This window comes from Secundilactobacillus angelensis, assembly GCF_012641075.1.
GTDB lineage: Bacteria > Bacillota > Bacilli > Lactobacillales > Lactobacillaceae > Secundilactobacillus > Secundilactobacillus angelensis.
In genome coordinates, this window is sequence record NZ_JAAXLJ010000002.1 from 169,027 (window position 1) to 187,477 (window position 18,451).

16 protein-coding genes are annotated in these 18,451 nt (G+C 42.1%); 3 read left to right on the forward strand and 13 right to left on the reverse strand.

Annotated elements, in window-relative coordinates; genetic code table 11:
* Positions 1-2: 2 nt before the first annotated feature.
* Entirely contained in the window at positions 3-269 is a 267-nt protein-coding gene (locus HC026_RS01695) for a hypothetical protein (RefSeq protein WP_168924248.1), read from the forward strand.
* A gap of 13 nt (positions 270-282) precedes the next feature.
* On the forward strand, positions 283-1,011 hold the full coding sequence (locus HC026_RS01700) for a hypothetical protein (RefSeq protein WP_168924249.1): 729 nt from the start codon (positions 283-285) through the stop codon (positions 1,009-1,011).
* A gap of 67 nt (positions 1,012-1,078) precedes the next feature.
* Here HC026_RS01700 and HC026_RS01705 read toward each other — a convergent pair whose 3' ends face one another.
* The 5 genes from HC026_RS01705 to HC026_RS01725 form a co-directional block, all read right to left on the reverse strand.
* The gene (locus HC026_RS01705) at positions 1,079-3,019 is read right to left on the reverse strand and encodes an acyltransferase family protein (RefSeq protein WP_168924250.1); all 1,941 of its coding nucleotides are present in this window, start codon (positions 3,017-3,019) and stop codon (positions 1,079-1,081) included.
* Positions 3,020-3,059: 40 nt separating this feature from the next.
* Positions 3,060-4,364 carry a GTPase ObgE gene (obgE, locus tag HC026_RS01710; RefSeq protein WP_168924251.1) on the reverse strand — a complete coding sequence of 435 codons (1,305 nt, stop codon included), beginning with the start codon at positions 4,362-4,364 and terminating at the stop codon, positions 3,060-3,062.
* 106 nt (positions 4,365-4,470) lie between these two features.
* Positions 4,471-6,261: an excinuclease ABC subunit UvrC gene (uvrC, locus tag HC026_RS01715; protein WP_168924252.1), complete on the reverse strand. Its 1,791-nt coding sequence runs from the start codon at positions 6,259-6,261 to the stop codon at positions 4,471-4,473.
* Between the two features lie 181 nt (positions 6,262-6,442).
* Positions 6,443-7,189 (reverse strand): amino acid ABC transporter ATP-binding protein, encoded by a 747-nt coding sequence (locus HC026_RS01720; RefSeq protein ID WP_168924253.1) that lies wholly within the window; start codon positions 7,187-7,189, stop codon positions 6,443-6,445.
* Entirely contained in the window at positions 7,179-8,621 is a 1,443-nt protein-coding gene (locus HC026_RS01725) for an ABC transporter substrate-binding protein/permease (RefSeq protein ID WP_408640967.1), read from the reverse strand. Before HC026_RS01725 ends, HC026_RS01720 begins: the two co-directional genes overlap by 11 nt.
* Positions 8,622-8,933: 312 nt before the next feature.
* Between HC026_RS01725 and HC026_RS01730 the strand changes: the two genes are divergently transcribed.
* The gene (locus tag HC026_RS01730; protein ID WP_168924255.1) at positions 8,934-9,104 is read left to right on the forward strand and encodes an SPJ_0845 family protein; all 171 of its coding nucleotides are present in this window, start codon (positions 8,934-8,936) and stop codon (positions 9,102-9,104) included.
* Positions 9,105-9,138: 34 nt separating this feature from the next.
* Here HC026_RS01730 and argH read toward each other — a convergent pair whose 3' ends face one another.
* The 8 genes from argH to HC026_RS01770 all read right to left on the reverse strand — a co-directional run bounded on the left by argH (position 9,139) and on the right by HC026_RS01770 (position 18,431).
* On the reverse strand, positions 9,139-10,521 hold the full coding sequence (gene argH / locus HC026_RS01735; RefSeq protein ID WP_168924256.1) for an argininosuccinate lyase: 1,383 nt from the start codon (positions 10,519-10,521) through the stop codon (positions 9,139-9,141).
* Positions 10,521-11,819 (reverse strand): argininosuccinate synthase, encoded by a 1,299-nt coding sequence (locus tag HC026_RS01740; protein ID WP_168924257.1) that lies wholly within the window; start codon positions 11,817-11,819, stop codon positions 10,521-10,523. The genes argH and HC026_RS01740 overlap by 1 nt, the downstream gene beginning before the upstream one ends.
* 260 nt (positions 11,820-12,079) lie before the next feature.
* Positions 12,080-12,376 (reverse strand): nucleoside triphosphate pyrophosphohydrolase family protein, encoded by a 297-nt coding sequence (locus HC026_RS01745; RefSeq protein ID WP_168924258.1) that lies wholly within the window; start codon positions 12,374-12,376, stop codon positions 12,080-12,082.
* Positions 12,376-12,972, reverse strand: a complete 597-nt coding sequence (gene yihA / locus HC026_RS01750; RefSeq protein ID WP_168924259.1) for a ribosome biogenesis GTP-binding protein YihA/YsxC — start codon at positions 12,970-12,972, stop codon at positions 12,376-12,378. The genes HC026_RS01745 and yihA overlap by 1 nt, the downstream gene beginning before the upstream one ends.
* Before the next feature lie 102 nt (positions 12,973-13,074).
* Complete coding sequence (gene clpX, locus HC026_RS01755; protein ID WP_168924260.1) at positions 13,075-14,325, reverse strand: ATP-dependent Clp protease ATP-binding subunit ClpX; 1,251 nt, start codon at positions 14,323-14,325, stop codon at positions 13,075-13,077.
* A 269-nt stretch (positions 14,326-14,594) separates the two neighbouring features.
* The gene (gene tig, locus HC026_RS01760; RefSeq protein WP_168924261.1) at positions 14,595-15,917 is read right to left on the reverse strand and encodes a trigger factor; all 1,323 of its coding nucleotides are present in this window, start codon (positions 15,915-15,917) and stop codon (positions 14,595-14,597) included.
* A gap of 248 nt (positions 15,918-16,165) precedes the next feature.
* On the reverse strand, positions 16,166-17,353 hold the full coding sequence (tuf, locus tag HC026_RS01765; protein WP_168924262.1) for an elongation factor Tu: 1,188 nt from the start codon (positions 17,351-17,353) through the stop codon (positions 16,166-16,168).
* A 187-nt stretch (positions 17,354-17,540) separates the two neighbouring features.
* A complete protein-coding gene (locus HC026_RS01770) occupies positions 17,541-18,431 on the reverse strand; it encodes a hypothetical protein (RefSeq protein WP_168924263.1) in 891 nt (296 codons plus the stop codon).
* Between the last annotated feature and the right edge of the window lie 20 nt (positions 18,432-18,451).

Here is an 18,451-nt window from a genome sequence, read left to right on the forward strand (position 1 = left end):
ACTTGCGCCTAGGAGAATTGATCACATTAATGCACCAACTAGATCCTAGCCTGAAGCTCGGAATTGACAGTCAATCGATTTTACCCGTTTCTGGTATGTCAGCCTCTGACAATCGTCTCTTGTTCCATACCGCTACCCAGACGCCCTTAACCGTTGGTACATTTCAACAACATGCCGTCCACTTTGATCAACAATTAATCGTTTTCCGCTCTAATGATGATCGACTGTATGGGTTTCGCCAATCTGAGCACTGGCTTTTATTCAAATAACGGAGGTTTTACTATGTTAAATAAGCGTCTGATGCTGACTACCATTCTAGTAGTGAGCTTCATACTAACCGGCTGTAACGGTCAAGGAAAATCAAACCATCAAGCTCAGTCGAACTCGACAAGTTCATCTAGCCAACAAGTCAAGACACCAGAAAAATCGGCCTCAGATCAAGCAACCATGAAACCGTATAAAGTACCAAGTGCCGAAAAAAATAACCGTAATTATCGAAAATCAGGTTTATTGTCATTCCCAGGTCAGTTTGCCTACGACCAAGCCGGAACAAAGTTGACTTTATCCCAAAATAAACGGCTCAATCAAAAAACCACCAGTCAGGGAATTAATTATCAAATTACTGATATCAAACGATTTAAAAACAATGCCAAGACCAAGCGGGCCTTACAAATGGCACAACAAGCCTTTAATATCGGACAAATTCCGAACCCTTATCAAACGTTGCAAATTAAATTTAACGTGAAAAACACCTCTTCCCATGCAGTCAAAATTGATGGCATCCAAAAAATCAGTCTGAATGGTTCCCGAAGTGTTGCTGCGAATGGCATCAGTGACCCAAGTGCCGGCCAAGTAATCAATAAAAACAGCACCCGGACCTTTTCAGCAATGATTCTAGTTGGGCCGACTAGTTTTAAAGTAGGCCAAGTAAGTGTTCAATTTTCAGGCAGTTTCAATGATTCCGGTCAGTCCGTTGCCAAAGCTCCTGCTCCAATCATCGTAAACCTATAATTATACTTCCGCCGTCAAAAACACCGTGTATCCAAGCTGAAACGCTTGTACACGGTGTTTTTTAATGTTATTTCGGTTCAGAGGCTGCATTAGAGTCAGTAAGCCGTGTGACTAACAAATGAGTATAGTAGCGGTTACCAGTTGGATTAGGATGGACATTATCAGAATAGAACCAGGATTTATGATTTTTACTCAAATCATGCCAATCAACTAGCTCAACATTGGGATAACGTCTGGCTGCTTTTTCAATTGTCTCGTTAACTGAAGTTTCCCAGTTCCGGGTGGGAACGTGGGTGTTAACCCAAAAGATATGCCGTTTAGGTCCCACCATCCGAATAACTTTATCGATTTGATCATCAGTCATTGGACTATTGGTTCCTAAATTAATTACAACTGTGTTCGCTAACGCTCCCTGCGCTTTAAGCGACTCGATCTGCCTAGGTGCTTGCCAAATTTGACGGCCGACACCCGCGGAGACATAAGTGTTTGGAACCACCTGACGAACATCTCTCGAAACATCCACCATAACAGAATCCCCAATGGCCGTCACAGCAAGGTCCTTTGCTTGAACGACTTGACGCTTGGACAAACCATACGTCTGGGCCAATTCCTTTTGATGAGGGTTTAACTTTACTTTTCGCCATGCTTCTTGACGTTTCTTCTCAGCAGCGGCCTTTTTTTCAGCTTCGTGCTGCTTTTTTAAAGCTGCTTTATTAGAAGACGCATCCTGCTTTTGATTATGCTTGATATTGGTTTGAAGTGCAGAATCATTAGCTTCCGAATGTGCAGGACTCGTAAATGCACCAACCAGTGCAACCCCTGTTACTAATACAGCAGGAATCACTGCGTATCGCTGCCAGCCAAAGTTTTTAGGGCTCTGGAAAAACTGTTTCAGCATCACCGGTAATTGACCGTAATCATAATGGCGTAAAGGCCGTTCCAAATATCGATAGGACAGATCACTAACGATTAGAATTAAAATAGTCTCAACAAGCGCATTAAATACTGGATGAGCAGCAATATTGGTCACTTTCGCTTCATAAAAAATCATGATTGGAAATTGATATAGGTAAATCCCATAACTCCGAGTACCCACCCAATCAAAAACCTGATTAGTAAACAATCGATTCATAAAACCGGCTGGATGAGCGACAGTTGCCACTAGAATGGTGGACATAAAAGTAAAGAAGAACATCCCGCCATGGTAAGTTAAACTGGATTGACCTGACATCTTAAAAAACATGACGATTAAAAGTATCAGGCTCAAAATTCCAGTACCGTTTAATATTCGCTTAGCTTGGGGCTTCAGTTCACTTTTTAGCTTGGTTGCAGGCCAAACAAAAGCTAGCGCAACCCCCAGTAGAATCGCAAACATCCGTGTATCAGTACCGTAATAGACTCGGTTGGTCATAGCTGTACCCGTATACAAGTACCCCATCCAAACCGCTGACAGTGCTGACAGCCCTAAGACAAAGTAAAAAATAGGCTTTCGGGCTTTAAAAATAAACAGCAGGATGACCAAAATAAGTGGCCAAAACGCATAAAACTGCCCTTCAATCGAGAGTGACCAAAGGTGTGTAAACGGAGATTCACCATTAAACCGGTCAAAGTATGATTGGCCGTGGCCGATTTCCCACCAGTTGTACACATAAAGTAAATTGGTCCCAATAATGGCCTTCAAACTGACAAACAGCGACCGTTGAAACAGGGTAATGTATGCCGCTGTAGTTAGTACCATCGTGACCAAGGCTGGATAAAGCCGTTTCATCCGTCGAACATAGAAACTAACAATATCGATCTTACCGTTTTGTTCATATTCTTGTAGCAACAAATCAGTAATTAAATAACCCGAAACCACAAAGAATATCGGAACTCCCAAATAGCCACCCTGCAAGCTGTACGGCAATAGATGATAAACAATAACACCAATCACCGCAATTGTCCGGATTCCGTCGAACCCAGAAATGTAACGACTATGCTTAAGCCGCTTGCTCCCCGCGTGCTGCATCGATTCTCCCTCGTTTCATCTCTTAAATTAAGCTCTAAAATTATTCCACGAATTCAAAGGTAAAGTCGTCGATTTGAACTAAATCGCCATTATGAGCACCCTTTTCTCGTAAGGCATCATCGACTCCCATTCCTCTTAATTGACGTGCAAAACGCAAAGTGCTTTCTTCATGATCCATGTTCGTCATCTGGAATAATCTCTCCAACTTGGCTCCAGAAAGAACCCAAGTTCCATCTGCATCGCGATTAATTTCAAATGCTTCAGATTCAATCGGTTGATCATCAGTAATCAGCATCTTCTCCAAATCGTCTACACCCTTCACAGGGAATGCAGGCGTCTGGTCGAGAATTTCTACCGTCTTTTGAATCAACGGCGTTAAGCCATCATGGGTAACGCTAGAAATTGCCATGACAACCGGTGGGGTAGCAAGCGTTGTATCACTAGCCAACTTTTCTTTAAGCGTTTCGAGGTTTTCTGCTGAATCAGGAAGATCCATCTTGGTTGCCACAACGATTTGTGGTCGTTTCAGCAAATCTGGATCATACTTGTTTAATTCAGCGTTAATCTTCAGAAAATCATCGTATGGATCCCGGTCTTCAAAGCCACTAACATCAATCAAGTGAAGCAAGACTCTAGTTCGCTCGATGTGCTTCAAAAATTCGATCCCCAGACCGATACCACTGGCTGCGCCTTCAATCAAGCCAGGTAAATCAGCTACCGCAAAATCACGGCCATCACTAAGTTTGACCATCCCTAGATTAGGAGTGATCGTCGTAAAGTGATACTCGCCGATTTTAGGCTTCGCACTGGTAATTGCTGCCAGTAAAGTAGATTTTCCAACGGATGGGAATCCGATTAACCCAACGTCTGCCAGTAATTTTAATTCCAATCGAACGCGACGCTCTTCTCCTGGAGCGCCGTTTTCAGCTAATTCTGGTGCGGGATTCTTAGGCGTAGCAAAATGAACGTTGCCACGACCACCACGGCCACCCTGAGCAACCACGACTTGATCACCAACATCAACTAAATCAGCAATAACCATGTTGGTTTCATCGTCAATGAGAGTAGTGCCTTGGGGGACTAAAATCACACGGTCTTCTGCACCGCGACCAGTCATCCCTTTGATACCACCATTTTGACCATGATCAGCCTTAAATTTTTGATTATAACGGAAGTCCATCAGGGTACGAAGCCCCGTACTTACTCTAAACACAACGCTACCGCCGCGGCCACCATCACCGCCGGCCGGTCCGCCGTTGGGCTCATACTTTTCCCGCCGGAATGCAACCATCCCGTTGCCACCATTCCCAGCCTTAACATTAATTGTAACGTGATCTACAAACATATCATTTCTCCATTATTCCAATTCATTCGGACATTCCTAACTTTGCTATTATCTAATGAATACCGTTAAATTACCACCGTTTATTGAAACTTTTTTAACTTTAGCGTCAATCAGTTTCGGCAGTCTTCGCTAACGTCAGATGAATTGTATCTGCCACTGCCTTGGAAATACCTAATTCATGCATCTCTTCAGGAGTTGCTGCAGCAATTTTTTTCATTGAACCAAACTTGCGAAGTAATTTATTCCTGGTTTTTGGACCAACGCCGTTAATATCATCCAACCGTGAACTGAGAGAGTTTTTTGCGTGAACCTTGCGATGAAAAGTGATGGCAAAACGGTGAACTTCATCTTGGATGCGTTGAAGTAAGTAGAAGCCCTGTGATTTTGGATCGAGATGCAATGGCGTATCGTTAACTTCCGAAAGTAAATCAGCGGTCTTATGCTTGTCATTTTTGACCATTGCAGCTACCGGTACAGTCAAACCCAGTTCATTTTCCATGACGTCTTTAGCGGCTTCCAATTGAATCGCGCCACCATCCATTAAAACTAAATCCGGCATGGCTTCGTGTTCCTTAAGCAACCGGGTATACCGCCGTCGAATGACCTCACGGGTGCTGGCAGCTTCATCAGCATGATCCACGGTTTTTAGCTTGTACTTTCGATAAAGGCTTTTATTTGGCTGACCATCAACAAAAACGACCATCGCGGAAACTAAATCAGCACCTTGAATGTGTGAGTGATCAAAAGCCTCAATTTTATGTCCAGGAGCCAGTCCCAATGCATCGGTAATTTCCTTCATTGCACCGGTTGTCTTTTGTTCATCCAACTCCAGCAAACGGAACTTCTCTTCCAAAACTAACCGGGCATTTTTTCCGGCCATCTCCAGTAACGCACGCTTCTCACCACGTTGCGGCGTTCTCACGGGCATCGGTAACATCTCTTCCAGAATATCCTTCGGCAAACTATCCGGAACTAGGATTTCCTTTGGAAAAACACTATTCTTACGGTGATAAAACTGAATAATAAAACTGGTCATTTCCTCAACGGCATCATTGACGATTGGAAATAACCGCTTCTCCCGCTTGATTAACCGTGCTTGTCTAATAAAGAAGACTTGCACAGACAGCCAACCTTTATCCATGTAAAAATTAAAAATGTCTCGCGGCGTCTGGTCGTTTGAAATAATCTTCTGTTTTTCGACGGTCACTTCAATATAATGCATCTGATCCCGGATTTCAGCAGCTCGTTCGAATTCCAAATTATCTGATGCCTTCTTCATTTGAGAATTTAAATGACGCTTCACAGTGGCAACATTGCCATTCAAAAACGACTTGATTCGCTCAATCTGCTTATCGTACTGCTCTTTGGGAACTTCTTTAAAACAAGCGCCCAAACATTGCCCCATATGATAATACAAACAAGGCCGGTTCTGGTAACCATTACAACGCCGCAACGGATAAACCTTCTGTAAAAAATGCAAGGTCTCTTCTGCCGCGTAAACGTTAGGATACGGACCAAAGTAATACGCACCGTCTTTGCGTATCGAACTCACGATCAACATTGTTGGATCTCGCTCATTGGTAATCTTAATGTAGGGGTAGCCGGTGCCCTGCTTCAGTTTAATGTTGTAATGCGGCTGATGCTTCTGAATCATCGTGATTTCGAGCAAAAAAGCTTCTTTATCAGTAGAAGTGACAATCGTCTCAAAGTCCGCAATTTCTGAAACTAACCGTGCCGTTTTGCCTTCATGACTGCTCTTAAAGTAGGAACGCACCCGGTTTTTTAAGTTTTTGGCTTTACCCACATAGATAATATGCCCATTGATGTTTTTCATCATATAAATTCCTGGCATGTCGGGTAATAGCGCCAATTTATGTTCAAGATATTCGGTGGCCAAAAAAACGACCTCCTTCCGATTCATTATCTGGCTATATCAATCATGTGATATCCAGTTTCGACGTTTCATTATAACCCCGAATGCGTGTTTGGGGCAAGCTACGTGCCTAGCTATGGCACTGCTCTATTTTCACTCAAAAAAACACCACCATTCAATTTGAATGATGGTATTCGTGTATCTATTAACTATTGATAATTTTGCTGATAAAATCTTTGGTCCGTGCATTTTGAGGGTTACTGAATATTTCGTCCGGTTTGTTCTTTTCAAGCAGATAACCATCAGCCATAAACCAAACTTCATTGGCAACTTCCCTAGCAAAGCCCATTTCATGAGTAACGACGACCATCGTCATCCCATCTTCAGCTAACTCCTTCATTACAGCAAGCACTTCACCAACCATTTCGGGATCCAAAGCACTGGTTGGTTCGTCAAACAGCAAACATTCAGGATCCATGGCTAAGGCTCTCGCAATAGCAACACGTTGAGCTTGGCCACCTGACAAACTGCTTGGATAAACATTAGCTTTTTCATCCAGACCAACTCGTTTAAGAAGTGCTAAAGCTTTTTCCTCAGCATCTTTATCAGACATTTTTTTGACCCGAATTGGTGCTAACTTCAAGTTTTCAAGTACTGTCAGATTAGGGAACAAGTTAAAACTTTGGAAAACCATTCCCATCCGTTCACGTAAAGTCGTCAATTCTTCTTCCGAAAACTTCTGGGTATCTTTGCCTTCAAACAGGACTTGTCCGGCAGTAGGTGTTTCCAGCATGTTCAAGCAACGTAAAAACGTACTTTTACCAGCACCTGAAGGGCCAATCACACAGATAACTTGACCAGGCATAACCGTACCATTAATTTCTTTTAGGACTTCGGTATCGCCATAGCTTTTTTTCAGCTTTTTAACTTCAACTAACGGTTTATCTTGCATGTTTCATTCTCCCCTCAGCATAGTTTAGAACTCTCGTTAAAATAAAGGTGATCACGAAGTAAATGATCATGGCAACAAACACTGGCATAACACCACGATACGTATCGGCACGCACAATGTTTAATTGGTAAATCAAATCAGTAACACCAATGATAGAAACGATTGAACTTTCCTTGATCAGTGAAACGAATTCGTTACCCAGTGCTGGCCAAATATTCTTCAAAGCCTGAGGTAAGACAACGAACCGCATGGTATCACCCTTCGCTAATCCAAGACTTGCAGATGCTTCTGTTTGCCCTTTATCAACGGAATTAATCCCGCCACGAATAATTTCCTCAACGTATGCACCACTGTTCAACGAAACGGCAATGATACCCGATAATAACGCCGGTAAGTTAACTATTATCCCAATACCGAAGTATACAAACATCACTTGAACCATCAAAGGTGTACCACGGACGAATTCAACGTAGGCAACAGAAATGGCTTTAAGAATCTTGCTTCGACTAAACCGCATTAGAGCAAGGATAGTACCTAAAAGTACCCCCAAAACAACTGAGATAGCCGAAATAATCAGCGTATATTCGATCCCTTTAGCAAAGTAAGTCCAGTAGTGGAACATTGAAGTATTATTGGTATTAACCTTCATATACTTCCCTGCATCAGCCAGGTATTGTGTGGTTAAGTGCTTTGCCTTGATCTTATCAATACTCTTGTTAACGGCTGCGGCTAAAGTACCAGAACCCTTCTTAAAGGCCATGGCAGAACCAGTTTCGTTCTTATTCAGCTTATAACCGGATTTGATCATTGCTAAATCATGGTCATTCTTAACGTAGGCTTCAGCTGAAGGTGTTTCAATACCCAGTGCATCGATTTTGTGAGTCTTTAATGCCAGCACTAAGTCGGTGTTCTTGTCCATTCCTTTAACGGTAGCACCAGGAATCTTGGATTTGGCTAAGTTGTATTGCAACGTCCCAGTCTGAGCACCAATCTTCTTATGTGCCAATGCGGCTTTGTTCTTATACTTACCCACGTCGGTCTTATTGATCAGGAAGCTTTGACCACCATTGTAATAAATTTCCGAGAAATCAACACTTTGGCGACGCTTAGCTGTTGGGTTGATCCCACTCATAGCCACGTCAGCTTTACCAGTCTCGACGGCGACTAAAACGGAATCATATGACATGGACTTGATTTCTAGTTTAACGCCCAAATCCTTAGCAACTTGTTTCATAATGTCGACATCCATACCAACAATTCTGGATTTTCCATTTTTGCTGACTTGGAATTCATAAGGTGGATAATCTGGCGAAGTCGCCATAACGATTTTGCCCCGATCCTTAATCTTTTGAAGCGAATCATCCGCTGCGTATACAGTATGATGAGTTGGTTGAACAGTAAATAAAAATAATAATGACAAACACAATGTCATGATGGTGAGTAAGACGTTTCTCCCCTTGACTTTCATTCGCGGTAACTCCCTCTCTAAATTATTTAAGTAACACCTACCTTACACCAAAATCATTCTTTATGCAATAAAAAACAGGAAAAAGTCTCATTTATACAATAAATATTTTTATCCACCACAAATATTCATTTTTATATACATTATTCATTAAATGATGACTTTGTCTTAAACTAAAAATTTGAATACTTTCCTCAGTTGGCTTAGGCATCTGCATCCGACTTGCATTTTCCCCTTTCAACATGATAAACTAGGCGCAATAAAGGAGTTGACTGCATCATGGGATTGAAAGTGAAACGTCAGAATAATCTCGACGCAATGTTCGGTAAATTTGCCGAAGCCGATATTAAAGATGAAAAACGTGATAAGTTTTTAAAACACGATGAACAAAAAGATGACTCTAAAAAGGCCAAAGCATTAATCAAAGAACATCGCAAATATCATAAGTAAGACAAAAAACGGCGCCCATTTGGGTGCCGTTTTTTTATGATTCAATTTCCTTTTTGGCTTGTTCAATCTGCTTACGAACCTGATCAAAGCCTGTCCCGCCTTCAGAATGACGACGTTCAACAGCAACCTCTGATTTCAGCTCATTGTAGACATCCGCTTCTATCTTTGGCGATGCCTCTTTCAGTTCGCCTAACGACATATCCTGCAAGTTTTGGTGGGTTTGAATTCCCTTCAAAACCAGTTGCCCCACAATACCGTGTGCTTCCCTGAATGGGACCCCCTTAGTTGCCAAATAATCAGCCAGTTCAGTCGCATTAGAAAAGTCATTTTCCGTAGCAGCTTTCATATTATCTGCCTTAACGGTTACCGTTGAGAGCATCCCATTAAAGACCTTTAGTGCTGGCAGCAAAGTTTTGACTGTATCAAAAACGCCCTCTTTGTCTTCCTGAAGATCCTTATTGTACGCTAGCGGTAATGATTTCATGGTTGCTAATAACCCCATCAAATGACCATAAACCCGACCACTCTTACCGCGAATTAGCTCCGCCATATCCGGATTCTTTTTCTGTGGCATGATTGAACTACCGGTGGTGTAAGCATCCGATAACTCTAAGTACTGAAATTCATGGCTGACCCACATACTAAGTTCTTCACAAAATCTGGATAAATGCATCATCAAAATCGAACTGTTGCTGAGAAATTCCAACGCAAAATCACGGTCAGAAACAGCATCCAGCGAATTGGCGTAAACTTGGCTGAATCCTAAAGTCTTCGCAGTCATTTGACGATCGATTGGAAAGGTTGTCCCAGCCAAAGCCGCCGCACCCAGCGGTGAAATATCCGTGTGCACTTCATTAAACGTAAAACGTTCCTTGTCACGTTTGAACATTTGGTAGTAGGCCATGAGGTAATGACCGTATGAAATCGGTTGGGCGTGCTGTAAATGCGTATACCCTGGCATAATGGTCTCAACGTTTTCCTCTGCTAACCTAATTAGCGTTTGTTGAACGGTAGTGATCTCATCAATAATTTTCGGCAGTCGTTTCTTCAAATACAAGTGAAAATCCGTAGCCACTTGGTCATTACGTGATCGAGCAGTATGCAACTTGCCCGCCACTGCACCAATCCGATCCGTTAAGATACTTTCGATATTCATATGAATATCTTCGTTTTCGACGCTAAAGGTCAGCTTACCTGCCTCTAGGTCTTTTTGAATACCTTCCAATCCGGCAATGATCTGATCACAGTCGTTAGATGGTACAATCCCAGTTTTTTGAAGCATTTTAACGTGAGCCAAAGAACCTTCGATATCTTCTTCAGCCATTAGTTGATCAAAGGAAATGGAAGCCCCAAAAGCATCGACCCAAGCGGCCGCCTGTTCTTGAAATCGGCCACCCCAGAGCTTTTTGGTTGCCATTACTTAGTCGCCTCCGTTTGGTGCTCTTTTTCGGCCTTCACAGCTACCTTCACCTTACTCTTAGTGTTCTGGGTAACTGCATTAACGAACGCCGACTGCTGGTTCTTCATCTTGACTTGTGAGTAAACCGTTGTTGGTAAGCCCCATAGCTTGATGAAACCCTTGGCAGCTTCTTGATCAAATGAGTCAGCTGCGGTATAAGTTGCCAAATTCTTGTCATACAGTGAACTTTCTGACTTCCGGCCTAAAGTGATCACGTTGCCCTTGAACAACTCAAGCTTGATTACACCGCTAACAACTTCTTGACTCTTCTTCAAAAAGGCAAGTAAGGCGTCCATCAATGGTGAGAACCAAAGCGCGTTATAAATCATCTCACTCAATTGCTTTTCAATAACCGGCTTGAAGTGGGCTAAATCCCGCTCAAAAGTTAAATCTTCAAGTTGCTTATGGGCCTTCATCAGGACCGTCGCAGCTGGTGCTTCGTATACTTCACGAGACTTGATGCCCACTAACCGGTTTTCAATGTGGTCGATCCGGCCAACACCATTCTCACCGGCAATCTTATTCAATTCCTGGATTAAATCAGCCAACTGCATTGATTTGCCATTTAACTTAGTAGGTACACCTTTTACAAAGGTAATTTCAACATCCGTTGGTATATCCGGCGTTTTGTCAATTGGGTTAGTCAATGCGTATGCATCCTCGGGAGCGCTGACCCATGGATCTTCAAGCACGCCAGCTTCATTGGCACGACCCCAAATATTGGCATCGATTGAATATGGTGAATCTAAATCGATTGGGATTGGAATATTGTGCTTCTTAGCGTAATCAATTTCTTCTTCCCGTGACCAGTGCCAGTCACGAACTGGGCTCAGTACTTCAAGTCCTGGGTTCAACGCATGGATGGCCACTTCGAACCGCACTTGATCGTTTCCTTTACCGGTACACCCATGTGCAACCGCTTGGGCATTTTCCTCTTGAGCGACTTCAACCAACTTTTTACTAATCAGTGGCCGTGATAATGCTGAAATCAGTGGGTATTCACCTTCGTAGTATGTGTTACCTTGCAGAGCAACCATTGCGTAATCTTCAGCAAACTCTTCCAGGGCGTCAATCACATAGACTTTAACCGCACCGACATTGAGTGCTTTTTGCTTGATGAAGTCTAAGTCTTTACCTTCACCAACATTGATGCAGCAAGCGATAACATCGTAGCCCTTATCCTTCAACCAAGGAATTGCAACTGAAGTATCTAATCCACCTGAATATGCTAAAACTACTTTTTTGTTATTTGTCATATTAACGCCCTCTCATTTCTTCTTTTAACTTAATGATACGAGATTACCACCTGTATTCAGTAAATGCAAGTGTTTTTTATTATTTATACATAAAAATCGTCAATATTACAGTTTATATACATATTTTCCACATAATTTCATTTCGTAAAAAGAAGTGCTTAGACAGTTGACACCGCTCGTAACCAAAAAGCGCGAGTATCAGTTAATGACTCAACTGACACTCGCGCTGATTAATCATATTTAAGGTTTAAAATTCTTTGTTAATGATTATTAGGTGTATCCGGGTAACGTTTATTCAATCGATCAATATTACCACTTGCAACGTCTTCAAAGGGAATATCTGCCCATTCGGCCACTTGTGATAAATACCAGAGTACGTCACCCATCTCTTTGACCAATTGCTTTTTATCAAGAGTTTCGCCCTGAAAAGTATACTGTTTAACTAAGTCCACCACTTGACCAGTCTCACTAGAAAGTCCAAGCGCACAATTCGTTAAAACCTGTTCGCTACCGAAGAGAGTTCGGTTAGCAGCTTTTTGATAGTCGTTAAATTCCATTATGCTTTTCCCCCAAACGCGTGTTGTTCAATCCATTGCCAAACTTCTTCTTTACCAGACTTGGTCTGAGCTGAAAACGGCAACAAATCATCTTGTGGACTGATCTGTAACGTTTTTTTGACCAAACTAAGCTGTTTGTTCCACTTGGCCCCTGGAATTTTGTCCATTTTTGTTGCCACTACCAAAGTGGGAATATCATAATAACTCAGCCAAGTATACATCGTTAGATCATCGGCGGTAGGTGCATGACGCCCATCAACCAATGAAATCACACCACGCAGAGTGTCTCTAGAAGTCAGATAAGTTTCAATCATCTGACCCCACTTCTCACGTTCCGTTCTGGAAACCTTGGCATAGCCATAGCCGGGAACATCCACGAAATAGAGCTTTTCTTCTACATGGTAAAAGTTTAGGGTTTGGGTTTTCCCCGGTTGACTGGACGTTCTGGCGTAACTGTTCCGATTGATCAACACGTTTGTCAGTGATGATTTACCGACGTTGGAGCGCCCAACTAACGCAATCTCTGGCTGCCCTGTTTTAGGATACTGTTTGGGATCAACCGCACTCATGACTAATTCAACATTGTGTACTTCCATGGTTACCTCCGTTCGGTTTTAAGTTAAATAAAAGCCGCATGCTCCATAACGCGGAACATACGGCTAAAATGTCAGTGACATTAATTGCAGATCAGCGGGCCCCTAAGAAGCTTTTTGATCCTTTAAAATTAGCTCAGGTTCTTGATGATCTTTGACAGTATCACCCGTAACAATGACCTTATCAACATCATCTCGACTTGGTAATTCAAACATAATATCGCGCATAACATCTTCAATAATTGATCGAAGACCACGTGCACCAGTATTCCGTTTTAATGCCAGACGAGCCATTTCCCGTAAAGCTTGGTCTTCGAAGTCCAGTTCAACGCCATCAAGCGAGATTAATCGCTGATATTGCTTAACCAGTGCATTCTTAGGTTCCGTTAGGATTCGAACCAAATCGTCCTCAGAAAGCTTCTCTAAGGCTGTCAAGATTGGTAAACGACCGATAAATTCTGGAATTAAACCAAATTCCAGCATATCTTCAGGAACAACCCGTTGCATCAGGCTTTCTGATTTGTCAATTGGTTGGTGAGTTGAGTCGGCACCAAAACCAATAGTTTTATCACCAAGACGGTTTTTAACAATAGTTTCGATACCATCGAAAGCACCACCAACAATAAACAGAATATTTGTGGTATCAATTTGAATAAATTCTTGTTGAGGGTGCTTACGACCACCCTGAGGCGGAACGTTAGCAATTGTTCCTTCAAGAATCTTCAAAAGTGCTTGTTGAACACCTTCACCGGAAACATCACGAGTGATCGAGACGTTTTCAGCTTTCTTAGCGATTTTATCAATTTCATCAATGTAGATGATACCCTTTTCAGCACGCTCCACGTCATAATCAGCGTTCTGTAACAGCTTCAGAAGGATGTTTTCAACATCTTCACCAACGTAACCTGCTTCAGTCAAAGTCGTGGCATCTGCAATCGCAAACGGCACGTTCAAAATTTTAGCAAGCGTCTGTGCCAGGTAGGTTTTACCTGAACCAGTCGGCCCAATCATAGTAATGTTACTCTTTTGTAATTCAGGACCATCATTTTGGTTAGTGGTCATTTCATTCACACGTTTGTAGTGATTATAAACAGCAACTGATAGCGTCTTTTTAGCTTCAGTTTGACCAATAACGTACTGATTTAAAGAATCAACAATTTGCTGTGGAGTTGGCACATCAAACACGGTTTGTGAGCTTTCTTCACTAAATTCTTCATCGATGATTTCTTTACATAAATCGATACATTCATTGCAGATGTACACGCCAGGACCAGCAACAATCTTCTTGACCTGATCCTGCGACTTACCACAAAAAGAACAATTTACGGGGCCAGTTGTATCAGTATTTTCAAACAATTAAGAGTCACCCCTCTTTAATTTCTATAGTTATCATTTTCTTTAACGCAACTGCTACTATACCATACAAAGACGGGAGTGGGAAAGGAAAAGCTCAATTGAAATCACCCGTAATCACTGATAGGTGTACGGTTTAGAACCTGACACATTTTTCTCACTTAGGAGCAATCTCTAGTTTCTCAATCGTTCTGGGGACACAAACAAAGGCCCTAACAAGAATTGAACGTCCTCGTCTTTAGGGCCTTTGTTGGCAATACTAACGTCAAAAACTACTTTTCGTCTTTTTCGTTTTCTTCGTCTTTTTTAGACTTGTCTTGTTTAGCTGAATCAGTAATCAAGTCAACAGCCTTCTTAACGGCAATATCATGCTTCAGCATGTCGTCTGAAAGTGCTGAGCGAACAGCGCTTTCTTCCATACCGTATTGGCCAGCAAGATCTTTAACTTCAGCTTTCAGATCGTCTTCTGAAGGTTCAATTTTTTCTGCTTCAACGATTGCTTCCAGAACTAGATTGGTCTTTACACGACGTTCTGCGTCGGCAGCAAACTGCTTGTGCAAATCGTCTTCGCTGGTACCAGTCAACTGGAAGTAAGTCTTAGGATCGATACCTTGTTGTTGCATGTTAGCTAAGTATTGATCCATTTGACGATGAATGTCGTCTTCCTTCATTGCTTCAGGGATGTCCTTGACTTCAGCGTTATCAACTGCTTCGCTAATTGCTTCATCTTCAATAGCGTCATGAGCAGCTGTAACTTTCTTTTCCTTCAGTTCATCCTTGATCTTAGCTTTCAATTCGTCTAAGCTGTCAACCTCTTCATCGACATCCTTAGCAAATTCGTCATCAAGCTTAGGTAATTCCTTTTGCTTAACTTCGTGAATAGTTGTTTTGAAAGTAGCTTCCTTGCCTTGTAAGTCTTCAGCTTGATAGTCGTCTGGGAAAGTAACCTTAACCTCAACATCTTCACCAGCTTTGTGACCAACTAATTGATCTTCAAAACCAGGGATAAATGAGTTAGAACCCAATTCTAGTGAGTAGTTATCGGCTTTTCCACCATCGAATTGCTTACCATCAACGTAACCATCAAAGTCGATAACAACAGTATCGCCCTTAGCAGCTGGTTCGTCTTCCTTAAGAACCAATTCAGCTTGTGATTGACGACGGCTCTCCAACTCTGCATCGATATCTTTTTGATAAACACGAGTGTTTTGTTTAGTAACGCTAAGATCTTTGTAGTCGCCAAGTTTAACGTCAGGCTTAACCGTAACAACAGCCTTTAAAACCCATGGTTGGTTCTTTTCCATTGATTCAACGTTAACTTCTGGTTGATCAACTGGTTCGATTCCTGCTTCTTTGATTGCTGCCTCATAAGCATCTGGTAAAACAATGTTCAAAGCATCTTGATAAAGTGCTTCTTCGCCATACATCTTGTTAAAGATTTGACGAGGAACCTTACCCTTACGGAAACCAGGAACAGCTAAGTTCTTCTTGGTCTTTGCGAAGGCTTGGTCTAAGCCCTTCTTAATTTGGTCGGCATCAATTTCAAAGGTTAATTCACCCTTGTTGGTGTCATTTTTTTCCCATTTTGCAGCCATTATATTCCCTCCGAAATTAAATATATCTTCGAATACGATCATATTCAAATTGCGTACAGACTTTAGTTTAACGTAAGGGAGCTAAAAAGTAAACATTAGAGTGCATCGCAACCCATGGAAGACATTCATTTTATATCAATTTAAGTTTCTGTGAAATGCTTGAAATTCGTTACAAACAATTCTTCACTCAAATAAAAAAGTCCGAAAAGGAAACCTTCTCGGACTTTTTATGTTCATTTAGGTAGGTATTAGTCCATGATTTCTGAAACAACACCAGCACCAACAGTGTGGCCACCTTCACGAACAGTAAACTTAGTACCCTTTTCAATGGCAGCTGGAGCAATCAAGTCAACTTCGAAAGTGACGTTATCGCCAGGCATAACCATTTCTACGCCATCAGGCAATTCAATAACACCAGTGATATCAGTGGTGTGGAAGTAGAATTGTGGACGGTAGTTTGAGAAGAATGGCGTATGACGGCCACCTTCTTCTTTAGAAAGGATATAAACTTCACCCTTGAATTTACTGTGGGTTTGGATCGAACCTGGCTTTGCAAGAACTTGGCCACGTACGACTTGTTCACGGTTAACACCACGAAGCAAGACACCAACGTTATCGCCGGCTTCACCAAATTCCAAAGTCTTACGGAACATTTCCAAACCAGTAACAGTACTCTTAAGAACTTCTTCCTTAAGACCAACGATTTCAACTTCATCGCCGACCTTGATAGTACCACGATCGATACGACCAGAAGCAACAGTACCACGACCAGTAATGGTGAAGACATCTTCAACAGGCATCAAGAAAGGCTTGTCGTTGTCACGAACTGGAGTTGGGATGTATTCATCAACAACATCCATTAAGTGTTCGATAACTTTTTGTTGTTCTTCATCACCTTGGAGTGCTTTAAGAGCTGAACCGCGGATAACTGGAATATCATCACCAGGGTAATCGTATTCTGAAAGTAATTCACGGACTTCCATTTCAACCAAGTCAATCAATTCATCATCGTCAACTAAGTCGGTCTTGTTTAAGAAGACCACGATGTATTCAACACCCACTTGGCGAGCCAAAAGGATATGCTCACGGGTTTGTGGCATTGGACCATCAGTTGCCGCAACAACTAAGATAGCACCATCCATTTGAGCGGCACCAGTGATCATGTTCTTGATGTAATCAGCATGTCCTGGGGCATCAATATGTGCATAGTGACGCTTCTCAGTTTCGTATTCAACGTGGGCAGTGTTGATCGTGATACCACGTTCACGTTCTTCAGGTGCCTTGTCGATATCAGCGTAATCTTCTTCCTTAGCTAACCCTTTTTGAGCTAAAACCTTGGTGATTGCTGCGGTCAAGGTAGTCTTCCCATGGTCAATATGGCCAATAGTACCAATGTTTACATGGGGCTTAGTTCGTTCGTATGTTTCTTTTGCCATTAATGAAACCTCCTGTATTTTTCACAAAGATCATGCCAACAAACGAGTTGTTGGCAATCCTTTGATGTAAATTATACTACTTCTTCTCGAAAAGGTAAATCGAGAATCCCTCAAGAAGAATCCTTAAATATTATATAGATTAGGTTATCGTTTGTAAACAATAAACTCTAAATTTAGGTGAACTTTTTTACGCGCCTGTCATCTCAGACATAATCTGAGATAGTTTTCGTTGCCACCATTCGAGACTATATGAAACTGGCAACGCCGCTGACTGAACTTGATCTCCCTGAATTAAACGGGTTACCCAAGCTTTAGGATCTGGAATTGCCCGATCTATAAACGGGTATAAAAGTGTTACTTGTAACCCTAACTCATTTTGATATAACTGCTGAGTCACAGGGTCGTGCCCGCCAATCATCTCCTGGAGACTGTCCTCTAGTATACCAACTTTTTCAAATTCCGCCAGTGCTTTTAGCTGACTGCCCACAATTTCATAGGTTTTATTATCCAGCCAGCGAAAATTCATGGGTGTGGTCAGTTTAAGTTTTTGAACCATTTCCAGTAAACTCACCCGAATAATCGGCTTAACAAACGGATCCACTAGTAACGCTTCCGTGGCTGTTTCCCACTCTTTCAGTGGTAACTCCTGGCCTTTCTTAAATGCCCGTTGCTGCTGTGTCAACGTTAATGCACTCAATTGATAAAAGGTTTGATAAGCCTTCTGAAAATCGGGTTTCTGGCGGGCTTGTGATTCAGCCTGTTCAATCAACTGGGTAACCGCCTCGGGCAACGGCGCAACGGTAGCCGTCAGCACGTGTGCCATTAACAACTGCTGATTGGCCAATAACACCTGGACCATCAGAATCACGTGCTGCTCATCCATCAGATAACTATTTAAGTTATCCATCATTACAGTGTACGCCAGGTTATTTTGATGATTTTCAAACAGGCTTTTGACTAACAAATGATTAATTTTTTCACTTGGTGCAGTTTGATATTCCTGTTCGTAAAGCTGAGCAGCCTGCCCCCACTGCTGATTTTTAAAGGCTTCATTTGCTAGTTGTAAATTTCTGTCCACGTGATCGCCCCCATTAAACG